Raw genomic sequence first — 15515 nt, forward strand, 5'->3', positions numbered from 1 at the left:
ACCGCCCTTCCGTCACGCGGAAGGCTCGTCCCTGACGGGGACCGGGCCACGGGGTTCCGGGCACGAGGGGAGCCCGCCCGCCGCGTGCCCGGGGGACCCCCGGGAGCGGGCGCGGGGTCCGTCACTCGTCCGGGAGCAGACCGTCCAGGTCGGCCTCGTCCTCGAGCAGGCCGTCCTGGACCATCAGCTCGCCGAGCCGCTCGAGCTGGTCACGGCGCAGGTCGGTACCGAACTCCTCCAGGGTCACGCCGGCGACGGCCTCGGGCGGCAGCTGGGGCAGGACCTCCGGGATCTGCTCCTTGACCGCCTCGGGGTTGGCCTCGGCGAACTCGAGGGTCTCCTCCAGCGCCGCGGTGAAGTCCTCGACGAGGGCCGGGTCGGACTCCATCAGCTGACCGGAGGTGAAGAACAGCTGCGTGGGATGCCCCTCGACCGACTCCTTGCTGGAGTAGGTGACCACCTGGTTCCCCATGTCCTGCAGCGTGCTGAGGAAGGGTTCGGGCACCCAGACGGCGTCGACGTTGCCGGTCGAGAGGGCCGCAGGCATGTCCGGGAACGGCAGTTCCACGAACTCGACCGCGTCCGGGTCGCCGCCGTCGGCCCGGACGGCCTCGCGGATCGTCAGGCCCCCCATGCCGTTGAGCGTGTTGACCGCGACCGTCGCGCCGGCCAGGTCTGCGGCCGACTCGATCCCGGACCCGGCGGCGGCGACCACGCCGTTGATGTCGACATCCCCCTCGCTCAGCGCCGAGGTCCAGTGCCCGATCACCCGGACGTCGAGCCCCTCCCCCCGGGCCTGCAGCAGCGAGACCGGGTTGCTCGTGGCGAACTCGATCTGCCCGGAGAACACCGCCGGGAGCAGCGCTGCCCCGCCCTGGCCGGTCTCGACGGTGATCTCGATGCCGCGGTCGGCGAAGAAGCCCTCCTCGATCCCCGCGTAGAGCGCCGCCGTCGGCAGGATCGGCAGCATCCCGACGCTGACCTGGCGGACGTCGTCCGTGCCGCCACCCGAGTCCCCACCCGCGGAGACGGCGTCGTCGTCACCTCCTCCGCACGCGGCGAGGAAGAGCATCGAGGCGGCCAGAGCGGGGAGCGATCTGCGGACCATCGTCGTCTCCGATTGTCAGGCCCGTGAGGGCATCAATGATTGACAACCGGCATGATGCACGTCACACGCAGCGAGGTCCAGCCCTTCCGCTGCACACACCGCCACGCGGCATCACTGCGGCGACGCCCCCGGGCCGCGGGCCATGAGCCGGGTCAGCAGCTCGCGGAGGATGAGCTGCTCGGTGGCACTGAGGTCGGCCAGCTGGGCCGCCGCGGCGCCCTCGACGACCGGGACCACCTCCGCGCACAGGGCGCGGCCGGCCTCGGTGGCCACGACCAGCTTGGCGCGCCGGTCGGTCTCCGAGGGCCGCCGCTCGACCAGCGCGGACGCCGCCAGCTCGTCGACCAGCGAGACCACCTGACTGGGGTCGAGCGCGAGCGTCTCCGCGAGGTCCCGCTGCGAGACGCCTGCCGGTGCGGAGCACGCCATGAGCAGCAGCGAGTAGGGGCGCGCGCGCAGCCCGTAGGAGGCGAGGACGGCATTGGTGGCGCGGACGAACACCGCACTGGCCCGCGACAGCAGGAAGCCGACGTCATCGGTCAGGGCGTGCGCGTTCGTGGCCGGGTCCATCAGTCCTCCATCGTTGACATTCTCCACGGTACCGGCCTAGCGTCGACGGCGTCTCGACCGTCCGCTCCGAACGAGGGAGTTCCGTGGATCTGTCCGGCAAGGTAGCGATCGTCACCGGCAGCGGCAGGGGGCTCGGTCTCGCGTACGCCGCGGAGCTGGCCCGGGCGGGTGCGGCGGTGGTGGTCAACGACGTCGACTCCTCCGTCGCCGACGAGGCAGTCCGCTCGATCACCGACGCCGGCGGCAGTGCCGTCGCCGAGGTCGTCCCGGTCGGCACCAGCGAGGCCGCCCAGGCCCTCGTCGACCGCGCGGTCGAGGAGTTCGGGCGCCTCGACATCCTGGTGAACAACGCCGGCATCCTGCGGGACTCCACGCTCTGGAAGATGAGCGACGACGACTTCGACGCGGTGATCACCACGCACCTGCGCGGCACGTTCACCTGCACCCGCGCCGCAGCGATCCGGCTCCGCGAGCAGGGCGAGGGCGGTCGGATCATCTGCGTCGGCTCCCCCACCGGGCAGGTCGGCAACTTCGGCCAGACCAACTACGCGGCGGCCAAGGCCGGGATCGTCGGCATGGTCCGCACCTGGGCGATGGAACTGGCGCGCGCCGAGATCACCGTCAACGCGATCGTGCCGGTCGCGGCGACCGCCATGACCGAGACCGTCCCCTTCCTCAAGCCCTACGTCGACGCGCTGCAGGCCGGTGAGCCGCTGCCGCCCTACGCCCGCCAGGAGCTGTCGTTCGGCACCCCGCAGGACGCCGCCGGCCTGGTCGCCTTCCTCGCCTCCGACGAGGCGAGCGCGATCACCGGTCAGGCGATCGGCATCGGCGGCGACCGGCTGGCGCTGTGGAGCCATCCCGCTGAGGTGGCCGTCGCGCTCGCCGACGGCACCGGCTGGTCGGCCGACGCGATCGCCGACGTCTGGACGGAGAAGTTCGCGCCGTCCCAGCAGACGGTCGGCCAGCAGTTCCCGGAGCCGCCGAAGTGAGCCCCGGCCTGCAGCTCGACGACCTGGTCGCCATCGATGTGCACGTGCACGTCGAGCAGGACCTGCACGGCCACCTCTCGATGGACGACGAACTGCTCAGCGCGGCGGCGAAGTACTTCAAGGGCGAGCCCAACCACCCGACCGTGCCGGAGATCGCCGAGCACTACAGGGCCCAGAAGATGGCCGCCGTCGTCTTCACCGTCGACAGCGAGCTGGCCACCGGCCACCCGACCCTCTCCAACGAGGAGATTGCCGCGGCCGCGGCCGAGCACCCCGACGTGCTCATCCCGTTCGGGTCCGTCGACCCGGCACGCGGCGCGGCAGGGATCCGGGCGGCTCGCCGGCTGGTGGAGGAGCACGGGGTGCGCGGGTTCAAGTTCCACCCGTCGATCCAGGCGTTCGAGCCCAACGACCGGCGGCACTACCCGCTCTGGGCGGAGCTGGAGAGCCTCGGCGTCCCGGCGCTGTTCCACACCGGCCAGACCGGCATCGGCTCCGGGCTGCCCGGCGGGCGCGGCATCAAGCTGCGCTACTCCGACCCGATGCTGCTCGACGACGTCGCCGCCGACTTCCCCGACCTGACGATCATCATGGCCCACCCCTCGGTGCCCTGGCAGGATGCCGCGATCGCCGTCGCCCAGCACAAGGCCAACGTCTACATCGACCTGTCGGGCTGGTCGCCGAAGTACTTCCCGCCCCAGCTCGTGCGGGCGGCCAACACGATGCTCAAGCGCAAGGTGCTGTTCGGGTCGGACTACCCGCTGCTATCCCCGGAGCGCTGGGTCTCGGACTTCGAGAAGCTCGAGATCAAGGACGACGTCCGCCCGCTGATCATGAAGGACAACGCCGTCGGCGCGCTGGGACTGGGCCGTGCGTAACGCCGGCCTCGGCTCCTGGCCGGAGCGGCGGCTGCTGATCTCGCCGGACCGGGACGCCATCTGGTTCGAGGGGACGACGACGTCACACGCAGGCTTCGCCGACCGGGTGCGACGGACCGCCGCCGCCCTGGCCGGGCTGGGAGTCAGCGCCGGCGACCGGGTGGCGTGGACCGGCGGCAACCACCCCTCGGCCCTGGAGACGCTCTACGGCTGTGGGCAACTCGGAGCGATCTGGGTGCCGGTCAACGGGCGGCTGGCCGCCCCCGAGGCGGAGTACGTCCTCACCCACTCGGGGGCGTCGGTCGTCGTCCACGGCCGCGACCACGGCGGGCTCGCCGACGCGCTCCGCGACCGGTCGACCGGTGTCCGCCACTGGGTCGCCGCCGAGCCGCCGGTCGACGGCGGCGCGGACTCCCTGCCCTACGAGCAGCTGCTGGCCGACGCCGATCCGGAGCCGCGCGACGAGCCGGTCACGCTCGACGACCCCTGCCTGGTCATGTACACCTCCGGCACCACCGGGCGGCCCAAGGGCGCCGTCCTCACCCACGGCAACATGACCTGGAACGCGGTCAACCAGCTGCTCGGGTTCGACTTCGCCCAGGACGAGCGCACGCTCGCCCTGGCTCCGCTGTTCCACATCGGCGGGCTCAACGGCACGGTGAACCCGTCGCTGCTCCGGGGCGGCTGCGCGGTGATCGTGCGCCGTTTCGACCCCGCCGATACGCTGCGGGTCATCGAGGAGCAGCGGGTCAACTCGTTCTTCGCCGTCCCGACGATGCTCGACGCGATGGCTCGCGAGCCCGGCTTCGCCACCCGGGACCTCTCCGCGCTGCGCACCATCGGTGCCGCGGGCGCGCCGCTCCCCCTGCCGACGCTGCGGACCTGGCTCGACCGCGGGGTGACCATGCAGCAGGCCTACGGGATGACGGAGGCCTCCCCCGGCGCCACCGTCCTCGACTCCACCGACGCCGAGCGGAAGGTCGGGTCGGCCGGCAAGCCGGTCTTCTTCACCGACGTCCGCGTCCTGCGGCCCGACGGCACGCAGGCCGAGCCGGGCGAGGTCGGCGAGATCGTCATCCAGGGTCCCAACATCATGGCGGGCTACTGGGACGAGCCCGAGCAGACCGCCGCGGCGATCCGGGACGGCTGGTACCACTCCGGCGACGCCGGCTCAGTGGACGACGAGGGCTTCCTCTACGTCCGCGACCGGTACAAGGACATGATCATCTCGGGCGGCGAGAACATCTACCCCGCCGAGGTCGAGTCGGCCCTGCTCGAGTTCCCCGAGGTCGCGGAGGCCGCCGTCATCGGCGTGCCCGACCCGACCTGGGGCGAGGTGGGCATGGCCGTGGTCGTGCCGGCACCCGGCGGCGACCCCGACCCCGAGGAGATCCGGACCCGGCTGCGCACGCGGCTTGCCGGCTTCAAGGTGCCCAAGTACGTGGAGTTCGCCGACGAGCTCCCCAAGACCGCCACCGGCAAGGTCCGCAAGCCCGACCTGCGCGACCGCTACGTCACCACTCAGGAGAGCAGCGCATGAGCACCACCACGACAATGGCCGAACTGCCCGGACTGAAGGGCACGGAGCTGGGCACGAGCGAGTGGGTCGAGGTCACCCAGGACCGCGTGAACCTCTTCGCCGACGCGACCGGCGACCACCAGTGGATCCACGTCGACGTCGAGCGCGCGAAGGCCGAGAGCCCGTTCGGCGGGCCCATCGGGCACGGCTACCTGACCCTGTCGCTCCTCATCCCGATGTGGTCGGAGGTGCTCGTCGTCAGCGACGCGTCCATGGGCGTGAACTACGGCCTCAACAAGGTCCGCTTCCCCTCCCCCGTTCCGGTCGGTTCGAAGCTGCGCCTCACCGCCACGCTGAAGGACGTCGAGGAGGTGACCGGCGGCCTGCAGGTGACCGTCGCCGCCGTCATCGAGGCCGAGGGCGTCGCCAAGCCCGTCTGCATCGCCGAGCCGGTCTTCCGCTTCTACTCCTGACCCTCCGGCACGGGCGCCGCCGGACCGGCTCCGGGGCGGTCCGGCCGGTGCCGTCGCCCTCGACGCGAGGACCATCCTCCTCACGCCGGCTCGGAGGGCGTCAGCCCGGCCCGATGCCCGGCAGCGTGATCCGCGCCCGAGGACACGACAATGTGGTCATGAGTGGCCCCTCGTCCCGTCTCGACCTCATGCATGATGTCGGTTCCTCGCAGCCCGCCTCAGCGCGCTGATGACTCGAGTCAGCAACCGCGCACTCGCCGAGGTCGGCCTGAAGGCGCGGTCCTACGCCGCGCTGGCCCTGGCGACCGACCTGCCCGGGGGTATCACCCAGCGCGAACTGTCGATCAGCCTCGGTCTCGATCCGAGCCAGGTGGTCGGGTTGGTCGACGTGCTGGCCGCCACCCGCCTGGTCGAACGGCGCACGTCACCGACCGATCGACGGACGAACCTCGTCGTTCCGACCCGCGAGGGGCAGCGGTTGCGAGAACGAGCGGCGGGCCTGATCGACCGAGCACAAGCCGATCTGCTGGGCCATCTCGACGATGACGAGGCCGCCGATCTCCGTCGGCTGATGAACAAGCTGGCCGGTTCCACGGTCACCGGACTCATCGCCCGGTCCGGCTGACGGCTTGGCGGTCCCCGAACCGGTCCCGTGCACGAGGCGCTGCGGCGGCCTCAGCTCCCCGTTGCGTGCGCCGGCCCCGCAGCCGTGAACCGGACGTGGAGTTCGGTCGGCCCGATCTCCGGCATCCGCGCCCCGGCACCGACTCGCATGACCTCGAAGCTCTCCGTGGCGGTCAGTAGCTCCTCCAACGCCAGGCGGAGCATCATCCGCGCCAGCGGCATGCCCGCACACTGGTGGCGCCCGCGCCCGAAGCCGAGGTGCTCGTGGATGTTGGCGCGGTCCGGCCGGAACTCGTGCGGCTCCTCGAAGACCTCCGGGTCACGGTTGGCGGCCGCGTACACCAGCGTGACCGGCTCCTCTGGCCGGATGGTGCGTCCCCTCAGCTCGACCTCCTCCGACACCGTCCGGGCGAAGCCGCGGTAGGGCGTGTAGAGCCGGACGAACTCCTCGACCGCCGCGGGGATCTCCTCCGGATGTGTCCGGAGGTGGTGCTGGAGATCCGGGTCGGCGGAGAGGTGCTCGCACACCGCGGCGATCAGGATGGGTGGCGCGACCATGCCGACCACGAGGCTCTGCCGCAGGGCGCCCACGATCTGTTCCTGCTCCAGGGGCTCCCCGTCGACCCGCTCCGCCAGCAAGGAGCTCGCCGGGTCGACGACCGGGTCCATCGGATCGACGGCGCGCGAACTCACCAGGTCGCGTGCGATCTGGTACATCTGCTCGCTCATCTCGTTGACGACGTCGCGGTCGAGGTTCCGCCAGGCGTCGACCCAGGCCGATGCCGTCCGCGCGAGGACGGGTGCCACCTCCCGGTCGAGGTTGAGCCACTCGGTGGTGACCCAGGCCGGGAAGTCGGAGCCGAACTCCGCGGCGATGTCTCCCTCGCCTCGCGCGATCATCACCCCGAGCTCCCGGCGGGCGTGGTCCCGGAGGACGGGCTCCAGGCGCCCGAGACGCCGGCGCTGCAGGGTCCGGTCCAACGCACGGCGGTACGGGGTGTGGCGCGGCGCGTCGAAGTTGAGTGGCGGCCTCCGGAGGCCGCGGGGGTCGCTGGGGACGACGGCGCGGACGGATGAGATGAACAACCGGGAGTCGCCGGCCGCGGCCTTGACGTCCTCGTGCCGGGTGAGCGCCCAGTACCCCCCGTGCGCGCTGGTGTGCGCGACCGGGCAGCGGGCCCGGAGGTCGTCGTAGACGGCGTGCAGCTCCCGGGGGTCGTCAGTGGACGTGGGATCGAAGTCGTCGTGCTCGGGGACGGTCACGGGTTGCCCCTTTCGGGGTTGGTCGACGGACGTGCGGTCGGGCCGAAGCTGGCCCCGCGCCGGGGGTTCACAGGACGTGGCTCCTGGCCCAGCGCGCGAGGCTCTCGATGGAGAAGACGACGACGGCGATCACGATGAGGATCGCGCTTGTGACGTCGTAGCGGAGAGTCGCGATCGATTCCTGCAGCAGGAAGCCGATTCCCCCGGCCCCGACGATCCCCAGGACGATCGACTCCCGCAGCGCCAGGTCGCAGACGAAGAGGCTGTTGCTGGTAAGGGAGGGCACGAACTGGGGGAACAGCCCGCTCACCAGGACCTGCCACCTCGTCGCGCCCACCGCACGCAGTGCCTCCAGCGGCACCGGGTCGAGCTGCTCGAGGGCGTCGGTGAAGAACTTCGCCGCGAGCGCCGTGCAGCTGATCGACAGGGCGAGGAAGCCGGGAAACGGACCGAGTCCCAGGGCCGCGACGAACAGCAGGGCGTAGACGAGGTCGGGGATGCCGCGAAGGACCACGACGACGGACCGCACGACGGCGGAGAGCGGTCCGAGCGGCGTCACGTTGTGCGCCGTGAGCATGGCCAGGACGAGGCCGAGGACCACACCTACGACCGTCGCCGAGACCGCCATCAACAGACTCTCGAGCACGCCCGTGACGATCTCTGCGGAGAAGACGGGCGGCCACATCCCCGAGAGGATCAGTTGCACGCGCGGCCACGCATCCAGGAGCCGCTGCAGATCGGCATCAAGGGACGACAGCGACCAGGCGAACAGGCCGATCACGCCGATCACACCGGCGCTGCGCGAGAGGCGCCCCCTCCCCCACCCCGGGGTGTGCGGGTCCCTGCCCTCCGAGAGGACGACGCCGGACGAGGCCCCGGCATGCACGCTGACCCTGCGCCGGATGAGCACGGACAACAGTTCCAGCAGCAGGATCAGACCGATGATCACGGCGATGATCCCAGCGGCACGCCGGTAGTTCAGGCTCCCGAGCGCCGTCTGGAGGGCGACACCGATGCCGCCGGCGCCGACGATGCCGAGGATCGCCGACGCGCGGACGTTGATGTCCAGCCGGTACAGGACGGTGCTGACGAAGGCCGGCATGACTCTGGGGAGGACGCTGGAGACCGCGACCTGCATGCGGCTCGCACCACAGGCCCGGACGGCCTCGGTCGGGACGGGGTCGACCTCCTCGATGGCATCCGCCATCAGCTTGGCGATCATGCCGATGGAGTGGACGGCGACCGCCAGTGCTCCGGCCAGCGGTCCCAGTCCGAAGGCCCGGACGAAGAGGATGGCGAAGACCAGGGTCGGGATCGCCCGAGTCAGCACGATGACCGCTCGCACGACGGCCTGGAGCGGTCGTGCGCCCTCGAAGGTGCCTGCCGCGACGAACGCGAGAGGTACCGAGCACAGTGTTGCCAGCCCCGTGCCTGCGACGGCGATGAGCAGTGTCTCCAGGAGCAGGCTCAACAGGTCGGCTGGCTCGGCCACGACGGGGGGCAGCATCCGCGCGAGGAGGCGGCCGGTGTCGTCGAGACCGTCGACCAGCGCCGGGATCGACACCTCGATCCACCAGAAGCCTACGAGGGTGACGACCAGTGCCAGCAGGGGCAGGGCAGCGACGAGGAGGCTGCGCAGTCGCACGGGCGGCCGCAACGGGTCCGACCGGGAGAGGGTCGGCTCCCCCGGACGCAGCCTGGTGTCAGTGGGCATCAGCCGTGTCCGGCTCGTCGTAGATCCCGTGCAGCGCGTCGGCGGTGAGCGTGGCCGTCGGGGCGTCCAGCACCACCCGGCCGTCGTTGAGGGCGACGACCCGGTCCGACACCTCCAGCGCGAGCTCCACCTGGTGCAGGCTGCAGACCACCGTGATGCCGTCCTCCACGCAGATCCGCTTGAGCGTGGAGAGCACGAGCCGGCTCGCCGCCGGGTCCAGTGAGGCCACGGGCTCGTCGGCCAGCACCAGCTCGGGACGCTGCACGAGGGTTCGCGCGATGGCGACGCGCTGCTGTTGCCCTCCCGACAAGGTGTCGCAGCGCTGGAAGCGTCGGTCCACGAGACCGACCCGCTCCAGCTGGTCGACCGCCTGCACGCGCAGCTCACGGGGGTAGCTCACGACGCCGTAGCGTGGGAGACGGAGCGTGGCCAGCCCTCCCATCAGCACGTTCTCCATCGCGGTGAGCCGACCCACGAGCCCGAACTGCTGGAAGACGAAGCCGACACGTCCCCGCAACCGCCGCAGCTCTGCCCGGGAGCAGGAACCGGGATCCACCCCCAGCGTCCGCACCGATCCCCCGTCGGCGCGGTGCATCCCGTTGATCAGCCGCAGCAGGGTCGACTTGCCGGCTCCCGAGGGACCGACGAGGGCGACGAACTGCCCGCGCTCGACCCGCAGGTCGACGTCGTGGAGGACGAGCTTGTCGTCGAACCGCTTGGTGGCGTCGCTCACCTCCAGGACGCTGCCCCGCGTCTGATCGGCCCTGGGTGGCTCGGCATCCGCCATGGCCGCCACATCCTTCTGTGCGCTGGAGATCGGCTCCTGCCGGACCTGCCCGGAACTGCGTGTGCCCATGGGTCGTCTCATCTTCTCTTCGTGCACCCGTCAGAGGGTCGCCGACGGCGCCAGGCGGCTGGCGGCATGAACGGCACGGCGACCTCCTACGTCGATCCGTACGGCGCCCCGGTCCCGGGCGCCGCAGGAGCGGGCGAGACGGGACGGCTCGGCTGTCGGCGAACCTGGCGTCACTCGCCCTCGGTGCAGACCTCGGCCTCGGTGATCTCGCAGATCCGCGCGATGGGCTCGTAGTCCTCCGCCGACGCGGGAACGAACGCCCATGCGTTGGAGGCGTCGATGGTGCAGGCCGCCACCCCCGCCTGGTCACCCCAGCTCTCCGGCCCGTCGATCTCGCTGCCCTCGCAGAATCCGGCCTCGGCCATCTCCGCCGCCGTCCGGGACGTCACCGTCTCCTCGATCTGGGCGCGGGTCTCCTCGGGGAGCCAGGTACCGACGACGAGGGGCGGCGCGGGGATCGTCGGAGACGTCCAGACCTTCGTGACGGCCGCCGGGTCGAGCAGTCCTCGGGCCGGCAGGAGGCGGTCGATGAAGACGTCGCCGACGAAGGCGAGGTCGCAGTCACCGGCCAGGAGCGACGCCACGGACGTGTCGTGGCCGCCGGTGAAGACCGCCTGCGCGTCCGCCTCGGGATCGACCCCGGCCTCCAACAGGGCCGCCAGCGGCTGCAGGTAGCCGGTCGTCGAGCCGGGGTCGGTGAAGCAGATGTCCTTGCCCGCCGCATCCTCGAGGGACTGGATGCTCGAGTCGTCGCTGCGCACGACGCCGTAGGTGACCGCGCCGGGCTCCATCCCGGGCCCCTGGATGGGCGCGGCGATCGGCTCGACCTCTGCGCGCGTGCTCGCCAGGTGGTAGCTGAAGGCCCCGTAGACAGCGATGTCCACCCGTTCGGCCACCTGGGCCTCGATGACACCGGCGTTGGAGGTCACCGCTTCGAACTCGATCGGCACGCCGAGGTCCTCCTCCAGGGCGGCGAGCAGCGGTTCGAAAGACGCCTCGAGCTGTTCACTCTCCTCCGACGGAACGGCGGCGAACACGAGCGGCTCCTGCTCGCCGCCTCCCTCGTCGGAGCCCCCGCAGGCGCTGAGCACCAGTGCTGCCACTGCGATCGTCGCGACGGACGCGCTCTTTCGGACGTTCATGTCTCTGTCTCCAAGGTCGGGCTTCCGGAAGTGCGGGAGAGGGGGCGCAGGACAGCCGGCGTCAGGTCCGGCCGACGTCGAGTTCTGCGTCGGAGGGCAGGTCGGACGACCTCAGGGGTAGTAGGCCCGCAGGAAGCGGTCGGGGCGGTAGTCCACGAACCCGGCCTCGCCCAGGTCGAGGGCGGTCTCGGCATCGATCGCCGCCTCCGTCTCGGCGAGGTTCTTCGCGCTGGCCGTCGCGGCCCAGCGTCCGGACTCGATCCGCTCTTCGAGAGTGCGCAGCAGCGCGGCGCGCTCGGATGCGCTGTACCGGCAGTGTCCCGGGCGGTCGACGAAGGCCTGCCGGAGGAACTGGTGGCTGCCGGCGGCCGTGACCGCATCGGCGTAGGCCCGCGCCTGTGTCACCTGTGGCGCGTTGTCCCCCGTCTCGTGCAGCGTCAGAACCGGCCGCTGGATGGCACCCCGCGGAGTGGCGTTGGCGAGCATGTAGTCCACGGCCTCGCGGTCTGCGGCGATCCGCGGGGCCGCAGCGAGAGCCGCGAGGTCCGCGTCCAGATCGAGGCCGGCCTCGCGGTAGAGAGCTCGTACCAGGTCTGCGCTGCCCGACTGCACCAGCTGCTGGTGGTAGTCCACTCCGACGTTCCAGGAGAAGTTGCCGCCCGCCCGCTGCTCGAGGGGCTGGCGAGGCGAGAACACGGCGAACATGAACGCGGACTGCTGCTGGAGCTGCTGAGCTGCCCAATCCCGGGGTCCTGGCTCCGGCGTCCCTTCGGCCGACCACGTGGACAACTGGGCGACCGCCGCCGCGAACGCGATCCTCGCCCGTCCCGCGGGAGTCTCCTGTGCGGCGGTGAGGACCTCGCGCGCCGCAGTGGTCCTCAGCCGCTCGTCGGTGACGTCGACCAGCTGGAGCCGGTCGTCGTCCGGGGCCAGTAGCGTCCTGAAGACGAACGACCCGTCGAGACCCTGGTTCAGCATCCCGACGCCGCCGGCCACCGACGCGCAGATGGGGAGCGCTCCGTCGAACGTCTCCGGATGGTTCTCGACCAGTGCGGCCGAGGTCAGGCCGCCCATCGAGTCACCCCAAGCGATCGTCCGCTCCGGCGTCGCACCCAGCTCGGCGGCGCTGACGCCCACGACCTCCACCTGGTCACGGAGCAGCTCCTCGACAGCCCATCCGTTGCCGACGGGCTTCGACGACGCGAGGGCGTAGCCCTCGTCCAGCAGCCACGAACGCGTGACACCGCCGGGACCCGCCGTCGCCTCACCCCCGGGACGTCCGCCGATGTACCCCGGCGACCAGACGAGGAGGGTGCCGTTCCAGTCGGCGGGCGCCTCGACGACGTACCGGGCTCCGCTGGTGAGGTCCCCTCTGACCACGCGGATGTCTTCCGCCGCGGCGGCGGAAGGGATGCCGGGCGCCACCGTCACGACCAGTGCGGCGCCCGCCGCGGTGGCCAGGCGACGGCGGAGCCCACGGCGAGGACGCCGAACAGATCGGTCGGGCTCTGGCACGCGACGCACGGACACGCTCCGATCGTTGTGGGTGTAAACGATCGTGAACCTCCACGATCGTGTGAGGGGCCTCACTTTGCAGTAGCATGCAACCACGGTCAAGGCTTCTGCAAACAATGTCGATCCGGTCTGTGCCACGTGATGGCGAGCGCTGAGAATCCCAGGATCTGCTGGAGCGCACGGTGGGGATGCGAGGTATGGGATCGGCATGAGTCGATGCGGAGGTGGTGCCTGTGGAGACAGCACGTGACCTGGACATCCCCCGGTCGCAGGCCGGTTCGAGTCCGCAGCATCTGCTCGCCACCGTCTTGGGCGAGTACTTCCCGTCGGAGGTCTCACTGCCCTCGTCCGCGATCGTCGCGATGCTGGCCGAGTTCGGGATCAGCGAGTCCAGCGCACGGACCGCTCTGTCCCGACTGATCCGCCGCGGCCTGATCGCCGGCAGCCGTGCGGGCCGCCAGACGTCGTACCAGCTCACCCCCCAGGCGCGCGCCAGGCACCGGGCGCGGATGCACCACTTCCTCACGTTCGGAGCACAGGCACGACCGTGGACCGGCGACTGGACCGTCGTCTCCTTCTCCCTGCCGGAGGGCCTGCAGGCGCAACGACACGGACTCCGGCGGGTGCTGACCCAGCTGGGCTTCGTGCGGCTGTACGACAGCGTGTGGATCAAGCCGGGAGAGGACACCGCTGCGGTGTCGACGTCCGTGCGCAACGCGCTCGACGACCTCCGCGAGGCCCGGTGGACGGTGATGGAAGCTCGATTTCCGGACGGGGGAGGTCCCCATGGCCCAGCAGACGCCTTCGACCTGACTGCGCTCGGGGCCCGCTACGAGGAGTTCATCCGCCGGTTCCGACCCGAAGCGGCCCGCGCGAGGGCCGGACGCATCACCTCCTCGGAAGCACTCGTCGCCCGGACCGAACTCATGGACGCGTGGCGCAACTTCGCCGACGACGACCCCGATCTGCCGAGCCACATGCTGCCCGCGAACTGGCCGCGACCCGACGCACGGGATCTCTTCCTCGACCTGCACCGCAGGCTGGGCCCCCTCGCGGAGGAGCGTCTCCGAGCGCTGTTCACCCAGCACGCACCGGAAGCCGCCGCCCTGGTCACGCACTTCGTCACCGCACCGCCGGAGGGGCACGACCACCACGGAGGAGCGGGCACCGCCTGACGGCGCTGCCCCACACAGCTCGCTGACGGCCCCGTGAGGTGACCGGCCCGCCGGTGACGGCCCCCGCCGGATCGAGGCTGACGGGCTCGCACGTCATCGGGCGACGCCGAGCCGGCCGGATCCGGGGAGACGACCACCGCGGACTTCGACCGCTTCCCCCCACCGCCGACCGACAGCCGTCCCTCATCACGCCCCGGCCGGGCGTGGGCGCCGCGACGAACCGCGGCGCCCACAGCCGTCAGCCGCCGTAAGGGCGGTTGAATCGCGGCGGGTCGTAGGTGATGAAGCGTGCCGGTCCTGCGCTGTCGAGTGCCCGCGCGCGCTCGTTCAGGGAGCGCGGGTTCGTGGAGGGCCAGTGGCCGGACTCCAGCCGGTCGAACATCGTCTGCAGCGCCGCCTCCTGCTCGCCCAGCGAGAAGGCGCAGTGGCCGACCGATTCCACCCATACCTGCCGGAACAGCGGGTTGGCGCCGGAGCGTCGCACCGTGTCGGCGTAGTACCCGTCCTGAGCCACGGTGGAGATCTGGTCGCCGATGTTCGACACGTTCAGCACAAGGATCTCCGGGTCGCCGTCGAAGACGATGCCCTCGGCGAAGCGCTCGACCGCTGCGGGGTCCGCGGCGACACGGGGGGCATCCGCCAGGGTGCCGAGATCCGCCCGGAGGTCGAGATCCGCCTCCCGGTACAGCTCGCGGACGGCGCGCCGGAGGGCCGGATCGGCGGAGCGCAGCTGATCCTCGTAGTCGACCCCCGTGTTCCAGGACGGGTTGCCGCCGACCACCTCCATGATGGCGCGCCGGCTGCTCATCGCCTGCCCCATGTAGGGCAGCGGGCCGCCCGCGAGGGCCAGGTACGCGCCCTCCTGCAGCGCCTCGACGTCGCGGTCGCCCGGACGCGGCGTCGGCGTGCGGTCGGGCAGCGCACCCCACGCAGGCACCTGCCCGATCGCGGCAGCCAAGGCGATCCGGGCTCGGCCCTCAGGGGTCTGTTGCGCCTCCCCGAGGGCGTCGAACCAGAGCCGGCGCGCCGCCTCGATGTCCTCCGGGATGTCGATCACGGGGAGTCCCGGTGCGATCAGGCGCTCGAGGACGAAGACCGTGTCGAGCTTCTGGTTCCACTGAGCCACCGAGCCGCCGAGGCCACCGCAGAACGGCACCGCCGCGTCGAAGACGTCCGGATGCACCTGCGCCGTGCCGGCCGCGACGAATCCGCCCATCGAGTTGCCCGATGCGATCGCGTGCCGGGCCGGCCCGTACGCCTCTTCGAATCGCGCCAGCGCCTCGGCCTGGTTGTCGATCGCACCCCGGATGTCCCAGCCGGTCACGTCACGGGTCGTGCCGCCCCGCGCCACGCCGTCGTCCAGGAGCCGTTGGGTGAGGGCCTGCCTCTCTCCGGAGGGCGCGAAGTCGAGCGCGACGACGACCGTGCCGTTCCAGTCCGACGGCACCACGAACTGGTAAGGGGTCCCGTCGGCCAACGTGCCAGAGATGCACGTGGGCTCGGCCGGCGCCCCCTCGAGACAGGGCGTGCCGCCCGGCGGTGGCGATGAGACCGGCTCGGCCTGGGCCGCGCCGACGCCGGTGAGGGTCGACGCGGCGGCGACTGCCGCGACGAGGGTCATGGTTCTGCGGGGCTGGAAAGGCACGTGGCGTTTCCTCTCGCTCGGGGATTGTGTTGTGAATCACT

Annotated in this window: 14 protein-coding genes; 6 read left to right on the forward strand and 8 right to left on the reverse strand. The window is 71.4% G+C overall.

What is annotated here, in order from left to right; translation table 11 throughout:
• Positions 1 to 121 precede the first annotated feature (121 nt).
• Both ABDB74_RS11815 and ABDB74_RS11820 read right to left on the reverse strand, forming a co-directional pair.
• Complete coding sequence (locus tag ABDB74_RS11815) at positions 122 to 1108, reverse strand: ABC transporter substrate-binding protein (protein WP_346618711.1); 987 nt, start codon at positions 1106 to 1108, stop codon at positions 122 to 124.
• A gap of 111 nt (positions 1109 to 1219) precedes the next feature.
• Positions 1220 to 1678, reverse strand: a complete 459-nt coding sequence (locus tag ABDB74_RS11820) for a MarR family transcriptional regulator (RefSeq protein WP_346618712.1) — start codon at positions 1676 to 1678, stop codon at positions 1220 to 1222.
• Positions 1679 to 1761: 83 nt separating this feature from the next.
• On the opposite strand from ABDB74_RS11820, the gene ABDB74_RS11825 reads away from it, so the two are divergent.
• The 5 genes from ABDB74_RS11825 to ABDB74_RS11845 all read left to right on the forward strand — a co-directional run bounded on the left by ABDB74_RS11825 (position 1762) and on the right by ABDB74_RS11845 (position 6165).
• On the forward strand, positions 1762 to 2670 hold the full coding sequence (locus tag ABDB74_RS11825) for an SDR family oxidoreductase (protein WP_346618714.1): 909 nt from the start codon (positions 1762 to 1764) through the stop codon (positions 2668 to 2670).
• An 8-nt stretch (positions 2671 to 2678) separates the two neighbouring features.
• A complete protein-coding gene (locus ABDB74_RS11830) occupies positions 2679 to 3548 on the forward strand; it encodes an amidohydrolase family protein (RefSeq protein WP_346623883.1) in 870 nt (289 codons plus the stop codon).
• Positions 3541 to 5088 (forward strand): long-chain fatty acid--CoA ligase, encoded by a 1548-nt coding sequence (locus ABDB74_RS11835; RefSeq protein WP_346618715.1) that lies wholly within the window; start codon positions 3541 to 3543, stop codon positions 5086 to 5088. The genes ABDB74_RS11830 and ABDB74_RS11835 overlap by 8 nt, the downstream gene beginning before the upstream one ends.
• The gene (locus ABDB74_RS11840) at positions 5085 to 5540 is read left to right on the forward strand and encodes a MaoC family dehydratase (RefSeq protein WP_346618716.1); all 456 of its coding nucleotides are present in this window, start codon (positions 5085 to 5087) and stop codon (positions 5538 to 5540) included. The genes ABDB74_RS11835 and ABDB74_RS11840 overlap by 4 nt, the downstream gene beginning before the upstream one ends.
• Before the next feature lie 229 nt (positions 5541 to 5769).
• Complete coding sequence (locus ABDB74_RS11845; RefSeq protein WP_346618718.1) at positions 5770 to 6165, forward strand: MarR family winged helix-turn-helix transcriptional regulator; 396 nt, start codon at positions 5770 to 5772, stop codon at positions 6163 to 6165.
• 50 nt (positions 6166 to 6215) lie between these two features.
• Here the strand turns inward: ABDB74_RS11845 and ABDB74_RS11850 are convergent, their stop codons facing one another.
• The 5 genes from ABDB74_RS11850 to ABDB74_RS11870 form a co-directional block, all read right to left on the reverse strand.
• The gene (locus ABDB74_RS11850; RefSeq protein ID WP_346618719.1) at positions 6216 to 7427 is read right to left on the reverse strand and encodes a cytochrome P450; all 1212 of its coding nucleotides are present in this window, start codon (positions 7425 to 7427) and stop codon (positions 6216 to 6218) included.
• A 67-nt stretch (positions 7428 to 7494) separates the two neighbouring features.
• Positions 7495 to 9141: a phosphonate ABC transporter, permease protein PhnE gene (phnE, locus tag ABDB74_RS11855; protein ID WP_346618720.1), complete on the reverse strand. Its 1647-nt coding sequence runs from the start codon at positions 9139 to 9141 to the stop codon at positions 7495 to 7497.
• On the reverse strand, positions 9131 to 9874 hold the full coding sequence (gene phnC / locus ABDB74_RS11860; RefSeq protein WP_346618722.1) for a phosphonate ABC transporter ATP-binding protein: 744 nt from the start codon (positions 9872 to 9874) through the stop codon (positions 9131 to 9133). Before phnC ends, phnE begins: the two co-directional genes overlap by 11 nt.
• 293 nt (positions 9875 to 10167) lie before the next feature.
• Positions 10168 to 11100 (reverse strand): phosphate/phosphite/phosphonate ABC transporter substrate-binding protein, encoded by a 933-nt coding sequence (locus tag ABDB74_RS11865; RefSeq protein WP_346618723.1) that lies wholly within the window; start codon positions 11098 to 11100, stop codon positions 10168 to 10170.
• Between the two features lie 150 nt (positions 11101 to 11250).
• A complete protein-coding gene (locus ABDB74_RS11870) occupies positions 11251 to 12519 on the reverse strand; it encodes a prolyl oligopeptidase family serine peptidase (protein ID WP_346618725.1) in 1269 nt (422 codons plus the stop codon).
• Between the two features lie 368 nt (positions 12520 to 12887).
• Between ABDB74_RS11870 and ABDB74_RS11875 the strand changes: the two genes are divergently transcribed.
• On the forward strand, positions 12888 to 13829 hold the full coding sequence (locus tag ABDB74_RS11875) for a PaaX family transcriptional regulator C-terminal domain-containing protein (protein ID WP_346618726.1): 942 nt from the start codon (positions 12888 to 12890) through the stop codon (positions 13827 to 13829).
• Positions 13830 to 14067: 238 nt separating this feature from the next.
• On the opposite strand, the gene ABDB74_RS11880 is transcribed toward ABDB74_RS11875, so the two are convergent.
• Positions 14068 to 15474, reverse strand: coding sequence for a hypothetical protein (locus ABDB74_RS11880; RefSeq protein WP_346618728.1), 1407 nt, complete (start codon positions 15472 to 15474; stop codon positions 14068 to 14070).
• Between the last annotated feature and the right edge of the window lie 41 nt (positions 15475 to 15515).

This window comes from Blastococcus sp. HT6-4 (assembly GCF_039679125.1).
In the GTDB taxonomy this organism is placed as follows: Bacteria; Actinomycetota; Actinomycetes; order Mycobacteriales; family Geodermatophilaceae; genus Blastococcus; species Blastococcus montanus.

Bases quoted from the DNA above. Each gene is read 5' to 3' on its own strand.
- ABDB74_RS11815 (WP_346618711.1), bottom strand. From the start codon at position 1,108: ATGGTCCGCAGATCGCTCCCCGCTCTGGCCGCCTCGATGCTCTTCCTC.
- ABDB74_RS11820 (WP_346618712.1), bottom strand. From the start codon at position 1,678: ATGGACCCGGCCACGAACGCGCACGCCCTGACCGATGACGTCGGCTTC.
- ABDB74_RS11840 (WP_346618716.1), top strand. From the start codon at position 5,085: ATGAGCACCACCACGACAATGGCCGAACTGCCCGGACTGAAGGGCACG.
- ABDB74_RS11845 (WP_346618718.1), top strand. From the start codon at position 5,770: ATGACTCGAGTCAGCAACCGCGCACTCGCCGAGGTCGGCCTGAAGGCG.
- phnE (WP_346618720.1), bottom strand. From the start codon at position 9,141: ATGCCCACTGACACCAGGCTGCGTCCGGGGGAGCCGACCCTCTCCCGG.